Source organism: Alkalihalobacillus alcalophilus ATCC 27647 = CGMCC 1.3604 (assembly GCF_000292245.2).
Classification (GTDB): domain Bacteria; phylum Bacillota; class Bacilli; order Bacillales; family Bacillaceae_D; genus Alkalihalobacillus; species Alkalihalobacillus alcalophilus.
The window spans coordinates 1-16,354 of the sequence record NZ_ALPT02000088.1; the positions used below are offsets into that span (position 1 = coordinate 1).

Below are 16,354 nucleotides of genomic sequence, written 5' to 3' on the forward strand. Positions count from 1 at the left end.
TAATTTTTGGCATCAAGAAGGTTCATACCCTTGTTTTTAGCATTTAACGCACGTCTTGAAAGTTTTCGTTGCTCACGTTTTAGTCTCTTTTCCATTTTGCATGTGAACTTATTGTTGTCAATCTTACGACCATCAGAAAGAACCGCAAAGTCCGTGATGCCTAAATCTACACCGATAGATGAATCCGTTTTCTTCAAGGGCTGTACGTCTGTTTTGACTACAATGGATACAAAGAACTTTCCGCTTGGATTTCGTCTGACTGTAGCGCTCAGAATACGTCCTTCAACCTCACGACTTTTGGCCAAGCGAACAAGACCCAGTTTCGGCAATTTAATTTTGTTGTTTACTATGGCCATGTTGCTATTTGTTTCTTTCGTGGTGTAGGATTGTACCTGATTCTTTTTTGATTTGAAGCGTGGCGCTTTATTTTGTTTCTTGAAGAATCGAGTATAGGAATCAGCAAGGTTTTTCAGGGAGGATTGAAGGGCAATGCTGTCCACTTCTTTTAGCCATACGAATTCCTTTTTTAGTTGCATTAATTCAGCCGAACAAGCATTGTAAGTTAATCCTTTGCCTGTTTCTTGGTAGGTATCGTTCCATTGCCCTAAAAAGCGATTAAAGACAAAACGAGAACAGCCGATGGTTTTGGCAATCAGGGTTTCTTGTTCTTTGGTTGGGTAGAGACGAAATTTGTACGCTTTGTTGATGAGCATTGTTTTCACCTCAAACAGGAATGTATGTTCTTATTATACCCTAACAAGAATCTCTTTGGCTACCGCCAACCGCCATTCATCTCCCCCTTATCGTTGGGCTTCTCCCTTCACACGATTGAAGAGGGAGTCTTCTGTCGGAAAATGATAAAAATGCCCCCAAGTTTTCAAAAAACGAGGGAGCATCGTTGGTACCTACCTATTTACTTTTTCTTAAGAGAAAAAAATAAGCAGGTTGGAAACCAACTGCTTATTTTGTTTCACGGTGAAGCGTATGACGTTTTAATCTTGGGCTGTATTTTTTAAGCTCAATACGCTCAGGATTCGTACGTTTATTTTTTGTTGTAATATAGTTACGATCGCCTGTCTCAGTGCAAGCAAGAGTGACTTGTACACGCATCTGTTATCCCTCCAAACTATGCATACTTCATACTTTTCTATATTATCAAAAGTGATACAGACGATCAAGTATTTTTTCTTTACAGTCGCTTTTTAATATTCTTTATAGGTTATAAAAGAAGTCGCATTCGATGACAACGATTGAAGAAGTCGATGGTCTTTTTCTAAGCTAGTATAGTCCTCATTAAAAATCGACCAAAGTTTCCCTCCCTTTTTCCCTTGACTATCTAGCGTTATCGAACATGAGAGCATACTTTCTTGGCCAAATGTATGAAAAGGGGAGAAGAGTAATTTCCCTTCCTTCCCTTTCCAAATTTCTTCTTTCTCCCCTGTTCCAAACATAAGCAAATCTTTTGGGTTTGGCTCATGTAAATTGGCACTAACTAACGTGTAATGCTCGTTTTGTGAATGGATTAAAGCTTTTTTGGATGATGAATAATACGTAACACCATCAAAAGCGGCAGGCCCATATGGAGCTTGATGGAATAATAATTGTAGCCTTTTTACATGTTGCGAATGATTAATCACTTCAAAATAACGGATAAAGACATTTCCATCGCAGCTCACCATATCATAAAACTTGAGTTCAATTCCCCAATTTTTATGGAAGGCCGTACTAATCATATACGCTTCCTCTTCATAACAACCAGGATAAAGATGCCATTCTTTTTCATTTAACCAAGAACACTCTCCATTTACCCAGACCCCCGTACAAATTTTCAGCTTAGTCCAACGCAAATATCTTGTTAAGTTTGGTTGTAAATGCTGATAACTCTTTTTCCAATATTGACTATTGTTTAATTTGTTTAATTTTCTCGACGTAGATCTGGGTGTTTTGTTTGGCCTTAATAGGTTCTGTCGCTTGGGAGTAAATAGTAAAAATTGGCTCATCCTGCGCGGGTACAATAAAGGTCCAACCTCCTTCTTGATGACTTACTTTTACGCCATCAATTAAATCTAAATGATTTCCTTGGAATTGTTCCATTAACTTTCTCATCACCATTCCTTTTTGCTCAGTATGGCATGTCACTTCTTCAAAATAGATCGATTCTTTTGGAAATGAATTCAAAATAGTATCCAAACTCGCCTTTTGAATGGTTAAAACATTTAACAAATTGGCAGCCGCGTAAATGGCATCATAGAAACAAAGCTGAACCGTATTTTCTGTTTCCATCATCGCAAGTGTTGAGCCTTTTGTTCTTACAAGTGTTGTTGATTCATAGCTAGCCGCAATTTCTTCTAATGCACTTCCCGCATAAACAGGAATGGCCACTTTTTCTTTTTCACCTTTTTCTAATTCAAGATAAACATAAAGAGATAAATGGTCTTCATCGCTTAATAAGGCTCCATCCCTATTTAAAACCGATAAAGTTTGAAGACTTTCGTCAAAAATAAAACCAATATCCGCTTTTTGCTCTACTATATAATCAGAAAATTCAGTCATAGATAATTGTGGTGCTGCCTTGACAACGTGACAATTTAACTCCCTCCACAGTATATCTAAGGAATTGGCATCACCATCACCTGAAACGACCACTTTCCATGAGCGATTTTGAATCGCCTTCACATCTAGGCTTGAAATTAGCCTTTTGACATAATGTTGATCAACCGCAATTTCACGTGCATAATTCCCGATCGAATCAAACGATGTTAATTTAAAGGAGTCCATTCCAAGATTCTGAACCATTTCTCTTTGAGCATTTGTTGTAATTGGAAATCCTTTTTCACCATAAAACTCAAGTTCAACTTTATTTTGATTTTTTTGTTGTACTTTTATAAATACTCCACCGTCCCCTTGTTCATTTTCTAAGCCTGAACGAAAGACAGGAATAACGGTTTTTCCTACGTCACGAACATGATGTCCAATCGCTTGAATACTTTGGGCGACGGTCATCTTTAATAAATTAGAAAAGGGATGCCCATCTGTTGCGATATGAATGTTTTTCCCTTTTAAATAAAGACTTCCATAAGCAAGTCCAAGCTTTGATACAAAGTCAGGCGTCATTTCAACATTTGCTAACCCACTTACTCGGTGGCCTTTAAATACAGATTGTACGACACTTCCTTCATTCCAAATAAGTGATTTCGAAACGACACGACCTGCTTGAACCTTTTTATTTGGCCAAATCTTCACTTCTGGTTGAAGCGTTGCTTGATCTTGAATAACAGTTTGCGCCCCAACAATCGAATCTTCAAAAGCTCTTACCGCCTGTCCGATTTGAACTTGTTCACAAACAGTGACCCCTCGTAATTCACTTGAATCACCGACATAACCTCTTTCCCATAAAATAGAACGTTTTAATGAGGCACTATGATCAATGATCGAGTCTTTTCCTATAATCGTATACGGGCCAATCTTGGCTCCTTGACGAATTCTCGTTCCTTCTCCAATTGAGACTGGACCAACAATTTCGGCCCCTTCCTCAATGACAACATGTCCTTCTACCCAAATATCGGTCCCAAACTCAGTCCCAGCAATGGTCGCACGAACTTTCCCATCTAATAGGTCAAAATGGGCCTGGCGATATTGATTAATATTGCCAATATCGGACCAATATCCTGTTGCTTCAAAGCCGTAAAGACCAGCTTGATCGGCTAATACTTTTGGAAAGACCTCTTTACTAAAGTCCACCATTTTATCCGCTTCAATATAGGTGAAAATTTTCGGGTCCATTACATAAATGCCAGTATTGACCGTATCACTAAAAACCTCACTCCAGCTTGGTTTCTCTAAAAAGCGAACAATTTCATTTTGTTCATTCGTCATAATGACACCAAATTCAGTCGGATCCTCTACTTGTTTCATAAAGATAGTCACTAAACTATCGTTTTGCTCATGAAATTCTATTCCGTCAATTAAATTTAAGTCAGTTAAGGCATCACCACTAACGACAACGAATGGTTCATCCAAAAATTGTTCTGCTTGTTTTACACTCCCTGCGGTACCTAAAGGTGTCGTTTCTTCAAAATAGGTTAAATTAACTCCCAATGCAGAGCCATCCCCAAAATAATCTTTTATGACATCCGGTAAGTATTGTACGGTTACCGCAATATCAGTAATCCCACAATCTCGTAACCATTCAATGCTATACTGCATCACAGGTTTCTGCACTAATGGGACCATTGGTTTTGGCCTTTTGCATGTTAGTGGTCTTAATCTTGTTCCTTTTCCTCCTGCCATGATGACACCTTTCACACTACCGCCTCCTCTATATAATTAAACCTTCATTTGCTGATGTAAACATTTATCCATTTCTAACAACGTTTGTTGGGCAATTTGATTCCAATCATATTTTGACTTCACATCTAACAAGCCTTGTTCAGCGAGTTGTTCTCGTACGATGGGATGGTTAAAGAGATACAGAACTTGGTCAACTAAACTTTCGACATGACCTGGAATCATTTTCAAGCCATTTTTTCCATGGTCAATGATATCGGCAAGTCCACCCGTATCGGAAACAATCGTTGCTTTTCCAGCCGCCATCCCTTCTAAAGCTACAATTCCAAAAGGTTCATAAAGACTTGGGAAAAGAACGACATCACTTCGTCTTAACCATGCATTTCTTTCTTCATCACTTATAAACCCTAAGAAGAGTACATAGTGTTCAAGTCCTTTTTCATAAACGAGTTGGCGATACTGCTCAAGCATTGGCCCTTTCCCTGCGACAACAAATTTAAAATCAACGCCTTTTTGTCTCATATTTTCTGCCGCATAAATGATCGTTTCGAAACCTTTTTCTTTTACAACTCGACCAACAGAAAAAATCGTAAAACGATTGTCATCGTCTATGTTAAAATCTTGATCGTGATGAACTGATACTTGTTCAATATCAACCCCATTAGGAATAATCGCCATTTTTTCCTCAGGTAAAGAGAAAATCGTTTTTAACTCCTCATTCATATACGAACTACAAACAATAATTTGGTCCGCTTCATACGTTAATTCCCATTCCTTTTGATTGATTTCAAACTGAAGATCATTATGAATCCCATGATTTCGGCCATGCTCTGTTGCGTGAATCGTCACAAGTAAAGGTATGTTATATTTCGACTTTATCGCTTTAGCGGCCACACTTACTAACCAATCATGAGCATGAACAATGTCAAATTGGACTGTTCTTGTTATTTTTTCAAGACAATGAACCATCGCCATATTTAAACTCCCGACCCAATCAAAAAATGACGCCGCTTTAGGTTGTAAGCCTTTAACGCGATAAACATGAATACCTAAATTATTTTCATAAGTGGGGTACCCTTCAACATAAGATGTAAGGACATGTACTTCATGGCCGTCCTTCGTGAGAGCTCTAGATAAATCAAAGACATGTCTAGATAGTCCACCTACCATCATTGGCGGGAATTCCCAACTTAACATAAGGATTTTCTTTTTATTGGCAGGAACTAAATTGGACGGCTTCACCGAATGGACATACCGATCATGTTCAGATAAAAAGATTTGTTCATCGACTTTTTCTAAAAATGGAAAAGCTTGCTCCATCCTTGTTAAATATGCTTCAGTTAACTGGTGATTCAGTAAGGTCTCTTTAAGGTGATTAAAACGGTTAAAATGATTTTTAAAACGTTCGTAAGCATATTGAGCGGTGCTTTGACCATCGAATATAAACGCCCAGTCACTACTAACAGCAAGCATCCATTCACGAACCATTTGTTGCATAGCCCGACGTTGCAAAGAGGATGGCTCGTTAAATAAAGCAACTGTTGTAGCTAAATCTTGTTCCATTTGATGATGGTGTTTATATAAAAAGGTATTCGTTTCATTCAGCCATACATCCCCATAACCGTCCCTACCCCAAGTAGAAAACGACACATGAGACGTCGTAAAGTCATAATAATGGCGATGCATATATTCTTCTGGAGTAATAAAGGATACCGAATCAGCCCCTTTTTTTAACAAAGCCTCGATCCATTCCGGTCCCTCAAACCACCAATGTCCAAAAAGTTCCGCATCAAACGGGGCGACCATTAAATACGGGGGATAACTTTGCTCACCATAAGCTTCAACTTCTTGATGGATGGAATGAATATAATCATCCGCATGTGCTTGAATTTTCCCCATTGCCCAGTCACGGACATACGTTTCTTTATGTTCTGAGTTAGCGGTAATTCTTTTATACTTTAAACCTGTATCGATCCGAATACCTTCTGAATGTACAAAAGGTTGTATATAATCCCAGTCACGTTCATAAGCAATATCGCGATAAAATTCGCGGTAATCAACATCACCTGGGTACCCTAAAGTCGAACTCCAGACCTTACTTGATAACGTTGTATGTCGTGGAAAAAGAATTAATCCATGCGGCGTATATATAGGTGCCCCGCTCCCCTTTTCTGGGTGAGGGTCCGCACTTAAAATTGCGTGTTCATCAGCAAAAGCATAACGAATTCCTTCCTCTACTAAAATCCGATCTATCCCTGGGGCAAAAGCACATTCAGGCAACCAAAAACCTAAGGGCTTCTCTCCAAAATGGGCTTCAAAACAACGAATTCCTTCAACGATTTGTGAGCGGATTGCATTTTTCGTTTGCACATATGGTAAAAAGGCGTGTGTCGCAGCTGAAGTCATAAGCGTCACAAGCTTTTGCTCCTTTAATTCCTTATAAGCATTCAGAATATTGAAATTATAATACTTATATGTGTCCTTAATCCGTTGGAATCGCTCTTGATAAAACTTGATCACTTTTCTCTCGTCAGGATTATCCTGTTCGACAAGTTCTTTTAAAATTAATTGCTCCGTTAAATCTAAATGGGCTAAATACCTTTTTTGCATACGCTCATCAGCTAACATTTCCATTAAAGGAGGTGTGAAGGAAATAGTAAGTGCTTCTTTCACTTGTGCCGACTTCAAAGACCAAATGAGTGGAATATACGTCTCCGTCATTGCCTCAAAAAGCCAACGCTCTTCTAATCTCTCCTCTTCCTCATGCCTTACATAAGGGAGATGAGCATGGAGAACGAGAGAAAAATACCCTTCTTTCATTTTCTTCAGCTCCTATTTAATTGATTCGTAAAAAGAATATGTGCTAAAGTGTTCGAGCCATTCTGGTTCTTTAGCTTGTCCAGTTTTCCATTTATAGACCGCTTCTGAATAGAGTCCTCGTTCACTTTTTTTAATTCTGGACGTGTCCATCGCATTGGAACGAATCAAACTAAAGAAGTTTCCTTCATCTGTCTCCACACCATAGTCTGCCAGATACGTTCTGTTCGGTTCAAGTTCACTAATATACCAGTTATTTGTCATTTCAGGGAGGGTAATCGTATCAGATCGATGAGCATGGTGCCCATCAAAGTGCATCGCTGTTATATCATAGATCTTCAGCTGCTTTTTTAACGAAGACCACGGCTTTCTAAATTGATGCTCGACCATTTGTTGCGTGGATAATTGAATGTCCCAAAAAGCATGTAAAATAAATGGGCTTTTTGGAAGTAAGACAAGTGAATCCTTGTCATAAGTTGATGGTGGCTCATAGTAAGTAATCATAGGTGTTTCACCATGATCAGGTGACTTGTCTTGGGGTGATTGGCTTTCCTTTTTTGCGTGCAGGTCATTATTCTGACCAACTGTTGTTTCAACTTGGTGTTGCGACAATACTTGCTCCTTATACTTGTGATAACGATATTGAACTTTTCCGACTGTTGTTCCCAGTTCTTGGGCAATTTTTCGAAATGAATACCCTTTCTCTCTTAATTCAGCGATTTTCTCGATCAGTATAACCACCTCCAAAAAAAATATCGTGTTGCGATTTCTTATATTCATTTATACACGTTTGAATATTCAAAATCATTTTATTCATATCTTAATCATACATTCGAAGAAATAGGCAAACAAGCACTGAACTTTGTCGTTTCCTGTCAACCCCAGTAAACAAACGGTTTTAAGCCCCCAAAAAAATCTTTCGACATTTTTATTTAGGAATTGTTGTCGAAACAAAGGCACTATTTGCCTGTGAAAAGGGCATAATTATGTAGGAATTTGTTTGTTTTTTTCGTTTTACATTAAAGTAAGCGTTCTCATAAAAATTCTTATAAAAATCGTTTCATTCAATGTTAAAATAGATTAAACTTAAAAACTCTTTTAAAAAACTTAAGCGTGAATCCGATATAATAAAAAGATTATGTTTTTCACAACGAAAGGTTGATTTATTTATGGAATGGGCTTTTTTAGGATTACTTACTTTTGCAATACTCATCTTCAGCTTATCTTTTTTCCGGCAAGATCGAACAAAAGCATTAGAAAAAGAAGTCGATGATTTGACGATCGCCTATAAAAAAGAAATATTTATCGTCAACAAAAGACTAAAAACATTAGAAGAAGAGCATCACAGCTTAATTCAACAACGCAAAAAAGGAACCGCACGTGAGCAACTTATTGATGATGTTCTCGACTTAAAATCAAAAGGACATACCGAAAATGAAATCGCCAAAGAAATGAAACTAACCGAAAATGAAGTGATCAGCATCTTACAAACGAAATATCAAAAACCTTCACATTAAAAAAGCATGGTCGCCTAACTCTAGGCACCATGCTTTTTCTTTATTCCTATTCCTCGTCACGTTCCACTTTTGTTGGACCTTGACGCTCTTTTTTAAGGTCGAAATAATCATTGATTAACTCAACACCAATTCCTTGGCTAATGTTGTAGCCATAATATTTACTTACAAAAGGGACAACAATCGCAAAAGCAATTTCTGGGTCATTTGCTGGAGCATAGCCAACTAATGTTTGGTTATTGGCCTCTCTACCATTATAGCTAACTTGAGCAGTCCCGGTTTTCGCCGCGACTCGAACAGGATGCTTTACTTCTCTAGAGCCATGTGTATAATCCAACCTTCGTGCTGTCCCTTGGTTCCCATGAACAACTAATTCTAATGATTGTTGGACTCTAGAAATCATATCATCGTTCATATCAATACGATTCAAAACATTTGGTCCAAACGATTGAATAACAGGTCCAAATTGCTCCTTATCAGCATATGGTTGACGTATTTCATTAACTAACCTCGGTTGTACACGATTCCCACCATTGGCAATCGTTGAAATATATTGAGCTGTTTGTAAAGGAGTATATTGGTCAAACTGCCCAAAAGTAAATTGTAGCATTAGTCCACCGGCACCTTCTCGGCCGTCTACATTACCTATATACCCAACACTTGAAGAAGGTAAATCAATTCCCGTATCAACACCTAACCCAAATTGATGGAAATAATATTTTAACGTATCATATGCCCTACTCACTTCATTTAAAATGAGTCGGTTATTATGTTGACGATAATTAGCCAATCTTAACCCAACTTCAATCATATAAATATTCGAAGAACGTTCCAGTGCTTTAGAGTAGCCAATATTTCCAAGAGTCCGATTTAATGAACTATAAGGTTGACCAGCTACCCTAATGGGTTTATCATATATGGTTGCCCCTATAGGCATAGCCCCCGATTCAAACCCTGCTAAAACCGTCGCTGCTTTAATAGAAGAGCCCATTTCAAAACCATTGTTGACTATGGCCTGATGATTCATTACAGGTCCATTTTCAGCCCCAACCTTATCTTCATAACCGACCATCGCAAGAACCTCACCTGTATTCGGCTCCATCACAATTGCATATGCTGACTTATCACCTAAATATTCTACTGCCCCTCTTTTCACTTGTCGTTCCACAGCTTCTTCTAAAAGTTGCTGATATTCCATGTCTAAGGAGAGGACCAAATCATTTCCTCTTTGCCCTAACTTCTCCGTTGTTTCTCTTTGAACACTGGAGCCGGATGTTGTCGTGATATTTTCAACCTCTGCCTTTTGTCCACGTAACGCTTCCTCATATTGCATTTCGAGAAAGCTTACCCCTACTTGATCTGCACGTGAATAGCCACGTGCTAAAAAAGAATCAATTTGTTCACTAGGGATCGAGCGAATATTTCCAAACAAGAAACTGTTCCCAAAAGGATAGGTTCTTTCCGAGTCACGTAAAATATCGATGCCTGGTAATTCACTTAAACGTTCACTAATCACATGGGCTTCTTTATCGGTAATATCTTTTTTGATTCGTTGCGGAGTATTGGCGTAACCCGCTGACATTTCTTGAAAAATAGCAATGACTTCAAGTTCTCGCTCCGAAATTTGCTCTAACTTTTCCTCTGGTATCGCATCGATTTGGGCCCGATAAATTTCCCCTGATGTCATATCATCTGTATCAACATCGTCTATTAATTGGGCGATTTCTTCTGCATCCAATTGTAAAAACAAATATTCTCTTATCGTAAATTCTCGAACATTTTCTGTATCGATTTCAATAAGTGGCTGTAATTTCCAAGCTAACTTTAGCATATCTGTTGCTCTTGTTTGTTGAGACGGATTTGTATAGGTCAATGAGAGCACTAACTCGTTATCAACGACAATATTTCCATAACGGTCATACATAATTCCTCTTGGTGCATCAATTCTTGCGGTGGAATTGCTTGTCCTTTCAAGCTCCTTTTGAAATTCTTCCCCTTGCACAATTTGTACGTATCCTAATCTGAGAATAAGAATGGAAAAAAGGATAAAGACTGCAAAAAATAAAATATTTAAACGCACAGGTACTTGTCGTTTCTTCCTTGTTTTTTCTTTGTTTGTCATCACCGTCACCTCACCGAATCGCTTTTATCTATGTATACATAAGAATAGACACCTAAGAGAAGGTGTCTAGAACTGTTAGAATGTCAAAAACCCGCGAATGCCGTTGCTACAGTTGTTTCATGAACCTACACTTGTAGGTGGGTGCCCGCAGAAAATCCTTCAACGTCCAAAATAAATTGGCATGTTGGTAGATGTTCGATTTAAGGCTCCCTTTTTGAAAACAAGGTTCGAAACAAATGGAAGCTGACTAACACGGCAGGCTTATTTAATTAATTTGTATACTCATTATATCATAATCTCTGTCACTGTCAAAAGATACGTGTTCTTCTTTTGGGAGGAAGAAATGAACAACTCAGAAAACTCGATTTGATTATAAAAACCATTGACAATTAAACCGTCGTTCCTCCTGTGCTGCCGTTTTCGCCATTTCTTTGTGTTGAAAATGGAACTCCTTCTCCTCCAGTCGGTCCAGAGAAACGAACCTTTCGAACAAACCAATAAATACATGTATGTCCCGCTCCTAAAATAAGCAACAGAATCGGAATTCCTGTCTTTTCAGGAAATACGGAAATCGTAAAAATAAACGCCAGGACTGAAACAATTCGACCACAATTTAAAAAGACCTCACGAACGACAATGTATTCAATTCTCATTTCTGCTGCTTTCCTTGCTTTACCAATTACATCATACGTTAAGGAAAGGTATGGAACGAGCAACATCGGGTACGCCATTGAAATAATGACTCCATAAGTGATCAGCTTTGAAAATGATAAATTAAAGACGATTAAAAAGATGGCCCCATATAAAATGAGTCCGCCAATAAGAATCGACTTTTTTCGGTAAGCAGGCTTAATTAATCTTGTCGCCAAATAATAAGCAACGAATTGGACCGAGGAAGCGACCAACCCATATGTTCCAAGAGCTAGCTCACTTTGAGTCACAATATAAACCCATACCGTAATAACAAACATAAAGGTCCCTTCACGCAAACCTTGAAAAAAATGAGCGTACAAAATTTGTCGCCAATTATGATTATGTTTTCGCTCTTTTACAATTTCTTTAAAATGAAAATCCCCTTCTGCTGAACGCCTTTTTAATAGAAAACTAAGCAAAACCGCAATGATAAAGAGTCCTAATGAAATTGCAAATATGACCGTATAACCCGTAAATTTCTTCATATTTGTAATGATAATCCCTGATAACATTGGACCAATCATTCCGGCAAATGATGTAACTAATCCTAAAAACCCGTTAAAAAAATCACGTGTGTCCGGCTCTGTTATCTCAAATGTTAAGACATTAAATGCGAGCCAGTAAAAACCAAAACCAATTCCAATTAAGGCCCCGAGTAAGAAGATATACTGACTCGCCTTTTCCCCTAAAAACAATACAGTGAAAAAAAAGACGGACAAAAAACTTACTCCAAGCCTTAATACGATAATTCGATCAATTTTTTTCGCCCACCTCCCAGCTAGAATAAATGTAAGTGGTTGAAAAATAACCGATGCTAAGTTATACAAGGCTAAATCGATAAACTGTCCGGATTGCTTCCATAAATAAACATTCACAAAGGTGTTAGATAAGGCAATACTTAACGCATATAAACCGCCAATGGTGAGTAACAAGGCTAACTCCTTTGTGACCTCGATTTCGCCAATCATTTTTGTAAGTAAGGCTTTTTTCACAAATGCCACCACCCTCATCAAATAGTGTGTCTTATGAGGAGATGGTTATACTTTTAAAAAAATCACTTTTCTAAAACAAGGTGCTTATAAACAATTGCTGTCTATTAAAGTCCTATTTTGCGAAGGAGGAAATTAATGTTTGTTACCCCTTCTTTTATGTTGTTAATCTGGACATTTTGGTAAGGGGGAGTTTCCCTCCTCACCTATCAATACATGTATTCTCAAAAAAAAAGAGCCCTGAATCATCAGGACCCTCCATTTATTATTTTGCTGCTTGATATAATTCTTCAACTTTGTTCCAGTTTACAACATTCCAGAATGCGTTAATGTAGTCTGGACGACGGTTTTGATAGTTTAAGTAGTAAGCATGCTCCCAAACGTCAAGACCAAGAACAGGTGTTTTACCATCTGAAAGTGGAGAATCTTGGTTTGGAGAACTTGTGATTTCTAATTTGCCATCTGCTACAACTAACCAAGCCCAACCAGAACCGAAACGGTTAGCACCAGCATCAGCAAATTTTTCTTTGAATGCTTCAAAGCTTCCGAAAGTAGAAGTGATTGCATCTGCAACTTCACCTGTTGGAGCTCCACCGCCATTTGGAGAAAGAAGTTCCCAGAATAATTTGTGGTTAGCATGTCCACCACCATTATTTCTTACCGCTGTACGAATGCTCTCAGGTACAGAATCAAGATTAGCTACTAAGTCCTCAATGCTTTTGCTAGCTAATTCAGCGTGACCTTCAAGTGCTGCGTTTAATTTTGTAATGTACGTTTGATGATGTTTGCCATGATGGATGTTCATTGTTGTCTCATCAATATGTGGCTCAAGTGCGTTTGCTGCGTAAGGTAATTGTGGTAATTCGTATCCCATTAAAATCTCCTCCTTGAATATAAACCATTTTTTGAAGAATATCTCCAAAATTTTCTACCGACTTTTGAAACAAAAATGTTTAGTAAGTCTGCAATTATTACATTATCAAAGTTTTCTCATTTCTGCAATCCTTATGCACTGAGATTTTGTAAAAAATAAAAAAGATTTTCCCTCCTGTTCGCTTCATTTATTAAACAAACAAAAAAGCTCTTCCTTTATCATTATTTTGATATAGACGCAAAATAGCGATTCTATCTTCTATACCCTTAACTTTGATTTTTAAACTCCCCTACTTACTATATTCTACGAGTATTTTGTGGCTCCTTTTTTACATTTGTTTTTTTGATTAGAAAAGAAGAAACATCATTAATGACTGTTGCCATACTACTGACTTCCTTTACAAAGCAAAAAAGAATGAATCCCATTAGGACTCATTCTTTTTTATTATAGATAGGGCCTTTAAGCCGTTCATTTTAATTAATGGCGGAGGAAGAGGGATTCGAACCCCCGCGCGGTTTAACCCGCCTGTCGGTTTTCAAGACCGATCCCTTCAGCCGGACTTGGGTATTCCTCCGCAAAAAAACATATGGTGGACCCTGTAGGACTCGAACCTACGACCGATCGGTTATGAGCCGACTGCTCTGACCAACTGAGCTAAGGGTCCAAAGATAATCAAAAAGTTATGTATGTAATATCGGATAGCGGCGGAGGGGATCGAACCCCCGACCTCACGGGTATGAACCGTACGCTCTAGCCAGCTGAGCTACACCGCCACATTTGGCTCCACAGGTAGGACTCGAACCTACGACCGATCGGTTAACAGCCGATTGCTCTACCACTGAGCTACTGTGGATTAACGACAAGAACTATAATAGCATGATTTCAAATGCCTGACAATAGTTTTTTTAAAAATAATTTATCAACTCTTTTTATAATGTATCACAAGCCTTCCAAAACGACAAGACTATGTTTGCTCAACAGACAAAAAGATTGTCGATTGCTCACTCTGTTGTTATGATAAAAAAGTCCATTATATTCAAATCGATAGCCAATACAGGATGAACGTATGGAGCTTTTTGGTTCTACCGTCCATTTTGTCTTTTTGAAAGGAGTTTGTGATGAAATTTTATCAATTATTTTATAAATCCCTTTATGATTTGAAGGTGATTGCCTATACTCGTTTACAGCCAATAACAAAGGCTTTATTACATGTGACCGTTTTAGCACTCATAGCCTTCCTCCCATTTATTATTTCTTCTAGCTTCACCTTAAATAACCAGCTTAATCAAATTAAAGCATTAGTTGAAACGGACTTGCCTGAGTTCACAATTAATTCGAATCAACTCCATAGCAACCTTTCAGAACCTTTTGTGGAACATTCCGATGCAACTGGATTTTTAATTGTCGATCCGAATAATCAATATTCGCTCACTGAACTACATCAGTACGGGAACGGCGTTGCTTTACAAAAAAATAACTTAATCTCTTTTGCTGAAGGGCAAGCTCAAGACATTTCTTACAATCTATTAGGGGTCGAGCAGATGGGAAGTGATCAGCTCCTTGAACGAATATCTGAATTAGCTGGTTTTTTACCGATACTCTTACCTTTAATTGGATTTTTTAATTATGTAAGTTTACTCGGCACGACTTTTTTAGGAATATCTTTGTTGGCCGTTTTAGGTTTACTACTTCGTGGCAAACGAAACCAACTACAATATAAGCATTTGTGGAATATGAGTGCTTATTCACTTACATTACCCGTTATTTTATTCGGGTGGATTGAAGTTTTTATTCCACTATCACCATTTTTATTAATTTTAGCAAGTATCGCCATGCTTACAGCGGTGGTTCGGAAAGTACCAATCCCTAAACCTCGAAAAGCAAAACCAACAAGTTAAGTCGAAACCTCACTTGTATTGAAAAATGTCAGAGTAGTAGATAAAACAGAGAAAAACCTTTGAAGTCATTATTTTATCTTCAAAGGTTTTTTGTTTCCTTTATTCAACTTCTTCTTTCTCTACCTTCTTCTCAACCCATTCTTTAATTAAAATCCTTGTACCATCTACTGAAACAACTTCTACTGGGACGTTTGCTTCAATCCACTTGTTTCCACTTGTAGCACTATAACCTTCACCATCAATTTCAACCGTACCTGTAGGGCGAAACGGACTTAACGTTTTTCCCTTCTTTCCCACAAGCTCTGTGTACTTTTCATTAATGGAGTTATAACCCATTTCGCTTGAAAGTTTATCTTTAAGGGTCATCTTATCCCACATATTCCGTGATGGGAACACTTTTAAAAATAAGAATGAACCAAACCCTCCAATTAAAAATCCCATGGACACGAGTAAACCGTAAATCAGATTTGGAGAAGGAATTGCCAAGGCTGCAATCATGAGAATTACACCAATGAGTGCAACAGTACCATCTGTAATGAACTTACCGTCCACTATAATAAGTGTCAAACCAATTAAATATAAGAGTACAATCCAAAAACCAACATCACCACTTAAATGATAGGTAAAATAAGTGGCCATAATGGCAACACCTAATAATGCAAATAGCCCTTTTGCACGTACAAGCAATTCACCAAATAAAAATAAAGTCCCTAATAAAATAACGATAAATCCAATCGTTGCATGATCAAGCCATTCCATGCCTCTACCTCCTTTTTCTATATGTACGATTTTCATTTGAAAAAGTTTCAAAGTTTAAAAAAGGCATCGCACCTTTAATTATAACAGCTTTTTACTCGAAGTTCTAAACTTTATGAGAAGAATCCTAACTTTATAAGGTTTTTACGATTGAAGGGAGGAGCAGTAGTCAAATCGCATGATAATCCCATTGGTGGTGGATTTTATTACTTACTTTGCTTGGTTATTCGCAACGTAATTTTCCCAGCTCGGCTTTTTCATTACTTATCTCTGGTTTTTCGTACTCTAATTTTGGCAGCTCAGCTTTTTTATTACCTATTACTCGTTTTTCGCTACGTAATTTGGCCAGCTCGGCTTTTTCATTACTTATCCGCGGTTTTTCGTACTCTAATTTTGACAGCTCA

The 16,354-nt window shown here is 37.9% G+C and carries 13 protein-coding genes, 4 tRNA genes and 1 other RNA gene; 2 read left to right on the top strand and 16 right to left on the bottom strand.

What is annotated here, in order from left to right; translation table 11 throughout:
- The 6 genes from BALCAV_RS17640 to BALCAV_RS17665 all read right to left on the bottom strand — a co-directional run.
- Positions 1-713 (bottom strand): RNA-guided endonuclease TnpB family protein (locus BALCAV_RS17640; protein WP_040324189.1); only part of this gene is annotated, 713 nt, incomplete at its 3' end.
- Between the two features lie 247 nt (positions 714-960).
- Positions 961-1,110, bottom strand: coding sequence for a 50S ribosomal protein L33 (gene rpmG / locus BALCAV_RS17645; RefSeq protein WP_003323811.1), 150 nt, complete (start codon positions 1,108-1,110; stop codon positions 961-963).
- A 92-nt stretch (positions 1,111-1,202) separates the two neighbouring features.
- On the bottom strand, positions 1,203-1,733 hold the full coding sequence (locus tag BALCAV_RS17650; protein WP_003323813.1) for a hypothetical protein: 531 nt from the start codon (positions 1,731-1,733) through the stop codon (positions 1,203-1,205).
- 166 nt (positions 1,734-1,899) lie between these two features.
- The gene (locus BALCAV_RS17655; RefSeq protein ID WP_003323815.1) at positions 1,900-4,305 is read right to left on the bottom strand and encodes a sugar phosphate nucleotidyltransferase; all 2,406 of its coding nucleotides are present in this window, start codon (positions 4,303-4,305) and stop codon (positions 1,900-1,902) included.
- Positions 4,306-4,326: 21 nt separating this feature from the next.
- Positions 4,327-7,107 carry a 1,4-alpha-glucan branching protein domain-containing protein gene (locus BALCAV_RS17660; RefSeq protein ID WP_003323816.1) on the bottom strand — a complete coding sequence of 927 codons (2,781 nt, stop codon included), beginning with the start codon at positions 7,105-7,107 and terminating at the stop codon, positions 4,327-4,329.
- 12 nt (positions 7,108-7,119) lie between these two features.
- Positions 7,120-7,845 carry a DUF4912 domain-containing protein gene (locus BALCAV_RS17665; protein WP_235213142.1) on the bottom strand — a complete coding sequence of 242 codons (726 nt, stop codon included), beginning with the start codon at positions 7,843-7,845 and terminating at the stop codon, positions 7,120-7,122.
- Positions 7,846-8,273: 428 nt separating this feature from the next.
- Between BALCAV_RS17665 and BALCAV_RS17670 the strand changes: the two genes are divergently transcribed.
- Complete coding sequence (locus tag BALCAV_RS17670; RefSeq protein WP_003323818.1) at positions 8,274-8,621, top strand: hypothetical protein; 348 nt, start codon at positions 8,274-8,276, stop codon at positions 8,619-8,621.
- Positions 8,622-8,667: 46 nt separating this feature from the next.
- On the opposite strand, the gene BALCAV_RS17675 is transcribed toward BALCAV_RS17670, so the two are convergent.
- The 8 genes from BALCAV_RS17675 to BALCAV_RS17705 all read right to left on the bottom strand — a co-directional run bounded on the left by BALCAV_RS17675 (position 8,668) and on the right by BALCAV_RS17705 (position 14,149).
- Positions 8,668-10,740 carry a peptidoglycan D,D-transpeptidase FtsI family protein gene (locus BALCAV_RS17675; protein WP_003323819.1) on the bottom strand — a complete coding sequence of 691 codons (2,073 nt, stop codon included), beginning with the start codon at positions 10,738-10,740 and terminating at the stop codon, positions 8,668-8,670.
- A gap of 84 nt (positions 10,741-10,824) precedes the next feature.
- Positions 10,825-11,005: non-coding RNA, 6S RNA (gene ssrS / locus BALCAV_RS21810), on the bottom strand.
- Between the two features lie 124 nt (positions 11,006-11,129).
- On the bottom strand, positions 11,130-12,401 hold the full coding sequence (locus BALCAV_RS17680) for an MFS transporter (protein WP_040324192.1): 1,272 nt from the start codon (positions 12,399-12,401) through the stop codon (positions 11,130-11,132).
- A 286-nt stretch (positions 12,402-12,687) separates the two neighbouring features.
- The gene (locus tag BALCAV_RS17685) at positions 12,688-13,296 is read right to left on the bottom strand and encodes a superoxide dismutase (RefSeq protein WP_003323821.1); all 609 of its coding nucleotides are present in this window, start codon (positions 13,294-13,296) and stop codon (positions 12,688-12,690) included.
- 481 nt (positions 13,297-13,777) lie between these two features.
- Positions 13,778-13,870 (bottom strand) — tRNA-Ser (locus tag BALCAV_RS17690).
- 13 nt (positions 13,871-13,883) lie between these two features.
- Positions 13,884-13,960 (bottom strand) — tRNA-Ile (locus tag BALCAV_RS17695).
- A gap of 35 nt (positions 13,961-13,995) precedes the next feature.
- Positions 13,996-14,069: transfer RNA gene (locus BALCAV_RS17700), tRNA-Met, on the bottom strand.
- A 5-nt stretch (positions 14,070-14,074) separates the two neighbouring features.
- Positions 14,075-14,149 (bottom strand) — tRNA-Asn (locus tag BALCAV_RS17705).
- A gap of 265 nt (positions 14,150-14,414) precedes the next feature.
- On the opposite strand from BALCAV_RS17705, the gene BALCAV_RS17710 reads away from it, so the two are divergent.
- Entirely contained in the window at positions 14,415-15,194 is a 780-nt protein-coding gene (locus BALCAV_RS17710; protein WP_003324608.1) for a DUF1189 domain-containing protein, read from the top strand.
- 99 nt (positions 15,195-15,293) lie between these two features.
- Here BALCAV_RS17710 and BALCAV_RS17715 read toward each other — a convergent pair whose 3' ends face one another.
- A complete protein-coding gene (locus BALCAV_RS17715; protein ID WP_003324607.1) occupies positions 15,294-15,953 on the bottom strand; it encodes an NfeD family protein in 660 nt (219 codons plus the stop codon).
- 220 nt (positions 15,954-16,173) lie between these two features.
- On the bottom strand, positions 16,174-16,354 hold a 181-nt coding region (locus tag BALCAV_RS22435; protein WP_040324191.1), incomplete at its 5' end, for a hypothetical protein.

Bases quoted from the DNA above. Each gene is read 5' to 3' on its own strand.
- rpmG (WP_003323811.1), bottom strand. From the start codon at position 1,110: ATGCGTGTACAAGTCACTCTTGCTTGCACTGAGACAGGCGATCGTAAC.
- BALCAV_RS17650 (WP_003323813.1), bottom strand. From the start codon at position 1,733: ATGATTAGTACGGCCTTCCATAAAAATTGGGGAATTGAACTCAAGTTT.
- BALCAV_RS17660 (WP_003323816.1), bottom strand. From the start codon at position 7,107: ATGAAAGAAGGGTATTTTTCTCTCGTTCTCCATGCTCATCTCCCTTAT.
- BALCAV_RS17670 (WP_003323818.1), top strand. From the start codon at position 8,274: ATGGAATGGGCTTTTTTAGGATTACTTACTTTTGCAATACTCATCTTC.
- BALCAV_RS17675 (WP_003323819.1), bottom strand. From the start codon at position 10,740: ATGACAAACAAAGAAAAAACAAGGAAGAAACGACAAGTACCTGTGCGT.
- BALCAV_RS17680 (WP_040324192.1), bottom strand. From the start codon at position 12,401: ATGATTGGCGAAATCGAGGTCACAAAGGAGTTAGCCTTGTTACTCACC.
- BALCAV_RS17685 (WP_003323821.1), bottom strand. From the start codon at position 13,296: ATGGGATACGAATTACCACAATTACCTTACGCAGCAAACGCACTTGAG.
- BALCAV_RS17710 (WP_003324608.1), top strand. From the start codon at position 14,415: ATGAAATTTTATCAATTATTTTATAAATCCCTTTATGATTTGAAGGTG.
- BALCAV_RS17715 (WP_003324607.1), bottom strand. From the start codon at position 15,953: ATGGAATGGCTTGATCATGCAACGATTGGATTTATCGTTATTTTATTA.